Annotated in this window: 2 protein-coding genes and 1 pseudogene; all 3 read left to right on the forward strand. The window is 46.5% G+C overall.

From position 1 onward, the window contains the following. A pseudogene (locus tag Q0Y46_RS14805) lies at positions 1-738 on the forward strand (molecular chaperone HtpG); the annotation flags it as partial. Positions 739-1528: 790 nt separating this feature from the next. Continuing rightward, positions 1529-2533 (forward strand): DNA cytosine methyltransferase, encoded by a 1005-nt coding sequence (locus Q0Y46_RS14810; protein WP_297948595.1) that lies wholly within the window; start codon positions 1529-1531, stop codon positions 2531-2533. Then, positions 2530-3594: AAA family ATPase (locus Q0Y46_RS14815; protein ID WP_297948598.1), on the forward strand; the 1065-nt coding region annotated here is incomplete at its 3' end. The genes Q0Y46_RS14810 and Q0Y46_RS14815, both read left to right, overlap by 4 nt.

The following is a 3594-nucleotide window of genomic DNA, read 5'->3' on the forward strand; positions in this document are numbered from 1 at the left end:
TTGAAGGAAGGCTTCTACATGAACTGGGAACATCTTGACGAACTCAAGAAGTTGCTCCGTTTCGAAAGCACCAAGACCGAAGGCGACGCTCTCGTGGGCCTTGACGAATACGTGAAGCGCATGCCGGAAGGCCAGAAGGAAATTTACTACCTCATCGGCGACAAGAATGCCGTGAAGTCCAACCCGATGCTCGAAGCCTTCAAGGCCAAGGGCTACGAAGTCTTGCTCATGAGCGACGGCATCGACGAGTTCATGATGTCTAGCCTCCAGGAATTCGGCGACAAGAAGTTCCACGACATCGCCCGCGGCGACGTGGACTTCGAAAAGACCGAAGACGAAAAGAAGGCCGAAGAAGCTAACAAGGGCATCTTCAAGGGACTCTGCGAAAACCTGCAGAAGGTCTTGGACGAAGACATCAAGGAAGTCCGCGTGTCTAGCCGCCTGAAGGATAGCCCCTGCTGCCTCGTGACTAGCGAAGACGCCATGAGCGCCCAGATGGAACGCATGATGAAGGCGATGGGCCAGAAGAACTTGCCGAAGAGCAAGCGCATCCTGGAAATCAACCCGACGCACCCGATTTGCGAAATGCTCAAGAAGAAAGCCGAAGCCAAGGAAGACCTAGGCGACTGGCCGAAGGCCCTTTACGGTCAGGCTCTGCTTGCCGAAGGCTCTCCGCTCCCGAACCCGGCCGAGTATGTGGCTGCAATTACCAAGTTGTTAACCGCCAGCGTGAAATAAAAAGACACGCTATCGCACAAATATCACGTAAAAAACAAACCGGTTCCGGTCTAAGGGAGCCGGTTTTACATTTGTCCCAACGCTTTGCCATCATTTGTCATTGCAATAATGTATATTTTTACATGAAAAATAGAGTTTTTGCTCCCGTTCTCTACCTGAAAACTAGACACTTTCATGATTATGGAGAATCGGACAAACGCTCACGTCTGTGACAAGTGTTCACTTGGCACATCGTTTTGCTACATGGCTTATTGTTTTATGCAATCCACTTGTATGCAAGCGGCCTTTGGGGGCGTGAGTTGTTTGTGCTTGTTTATAATCGGGTTGTCTAGGCCTTCAGGTAGACAAGTGCTTTCAACTCCACGCCCTTTTTGTTTATCCAAAAACAGCGTCTGTTGTTTGTAGAATGAGAGCAATCACTCGTTGAGTATTGCTCTCGTTCTTTACCTGAAAACTAGACACTTTCAAGATTATAGAGAATAAGACAATTACTCGCCAAAGCCCGTGGTGGCCACGGGTGTAGTGTACCCTAGGCGTAATGTACTCCTAGGGTGGTGTGCCGTGTCTTTGCGAGCCTTGCATTCTGGAGCCGACAGCGAAAGAATCGGGCGAAGCCATATCCAACCGGCATATTGCGGGTGCATTGTATTGTTTTGAAAATGTCGCTTTTAGGCAGGGAGTGAGTGGGCTCCCTGCCCGTTTTCTTGTGCCTTTGTATAAGGCTATTGAGATATGACCCGGTGCCGCTCCTGCGAGAGTGAACTCGTTCACTTTCAACAAGGAGCAAGCGATGTCCAAGGCACTCGAAGACGAATCTCGTATAAAAGAATTTCATTTGTTTGCCGGAATTGGCGGAGGAATATACGGAGGCGAACTTCTTGGTCACCAATGTTGCGCCGGCGTAGAAATCAGTGAATTTTGCCAAAAGGTATTACAGCAACGGCAAGAAGACGGTTGGATGGACGAATTTGAAATCTATGGCGATTTACGCGCATTAGATGGAAAAAATTTCAAAGGGCAGTTCGACATCCTATGTGGAGGCTTTCCCTGTCAAGCCTTTAGCACCGCAGCACACGGCAAGAACATTGCCGAAAAGAACCTTTGGGACGAGATGTTGCGATTTGTCCAAGAATCGGACGCCCCCGTAGTTTTCGGAGAAAATGTCGTCCTTCGAGCCATATCGAAAGCCAAGCAGGACTTGGAAAAGATTGGCTACAAGGTGCAATTCTGTCGCTTAAGTTGTTCTAACCTCGGCGCAGACCACCAAAGAAACCGCTTTTGGCTTTTAGCCGTGAAAAATCAGGAAATTTTCGAGCATATAAAAAATCACATCACCCAATTGCCAAAATTTAAAGGGAGTTATTGGAGCAAAAATCCTGACGAGCTCGGTACCGATGTTCCAATCAACAACCGTCGAGAACAATTAAAAGCTGTCGGCAATGCACAATCCCCCTTTGTCGCTGCGAGCGCTTTTAGGATCTTGGTCAATCGCCATATTGAAGACGGCACATACACCGAAAATGTTTCTGAAGAAGAAATCTCAAAAGTTTTCTCAAAACAGAAGACATGGATCAAAAAGACCTTTGGGGAAGAAATGGGCTTAGTCCATACACCAACGACGATGGCGAATTACTCGGCGCCGTCAATGATGAAGCACCAAGGATGCCGAAATTTCAAAGAAGTTTTCGGAACACCCGCCCCCAAAAACGCAGAATACCTGATGGGGTTCCCTCTCGGCGCCAGTTCTCCTGAACCGCAGAAAAAAGCAAACTTCAAAAAATGGGGTGCAAAATGACCACTGATGAAATCAGAAATTTTTTCCAGAGCAATGGATTTCGCGAAGCAAAAGCGGAAACCTATCCCAAAACATACACTATCATATCGGAATCAAGCCTATTGACAGGGCAGTTTAACAATCGTGATTCCGCTTCATGGAAAAAAGCGGAACTCATCATTCTCAAAAGCACAATCAGCAAGACGAAAAAAAAGAGCATCCTGAAAAAATGGAAAATCCTTGCCGAGAAAGATTCGCTTCGTATCCAAAAATTGCTCATTCCATCAGGGAACGACTCTTATGAAGTTTACGATATCCACGGAGACAAAACCAATACAAAAACATTGAAGGAAGTGCTTGGATTATCGCCATCCCCAAGTGCTCACGAACAAAAAATCTACTATGGCGTACCGGGTTGCGGCAAGAGCAATAAAATCAAAGATTTGTTACAAGACGTTCCCGAGAAGAACAAGATTCGCGTCGTATTTCACCCTGAATACACCAACGCCGAATTCATCGGACAAATTCTTCCTAAAGTCAACGGGCATGTAACATACGAATTTACTCCGGGACCATTCGCGCAAATTATCAAAAGAGCATACCTCAATCCAAGCGAACACTTCTACTTGGTCATCGAAGAAATCAACCGCGGTAACGCAGCCGCTATTTTCGGCAACGCTTTTCAGCTATTAGACCGGTTAAAAGAGGGCGAAACCGATTCCCTGGGCAACGATCCGGCAAACCCTAACGTAAACAGGTTTACAAAAGGATGGAGCCAATATTTTATACAAAACGACGACATCAACGAATATGTAAGGAAGGCGATTCAAGTAGAATTCGGGAAATATGAGGAATCTAAAGATACCCTTTTAGATGAAATCCTTATTGGCGACATTCGTTTCAATGCAAACACGGCAATCCGTATTCCGCCCAATTTATCCATCCTCGCGACAATGAACACTAGCGATCAAAACGTATTCACTTTGGACAACGCATTCCAACGTCGTTTTGACATGCAGCTCGTCCGCAACGAATTCGAAAAAGGCAATGCCGGCGGATTCAAGACAAAAGAAATCAAAGCA

Source organism: uncultured Fibrobacter sp., from assembly GCF_947305105.1.
In the GTDB taxonomy this organism is placed as follows: Bacteria; Fibrobacterota; Fibrobacteria; order Fibrobacterales; family Fibrobacteraceae; genus Fibrobacter.

Bases quoted from the DNA above. Each gene is read 5' to 3' on its own strand.
- Q0Y46_RS14810 (WP_297948595.1), top strand. From the start codon at position 1,529: ATGTCCAAGGCACTCGAAGACGAATCTCGTATAAAAGAATTTCATTTG.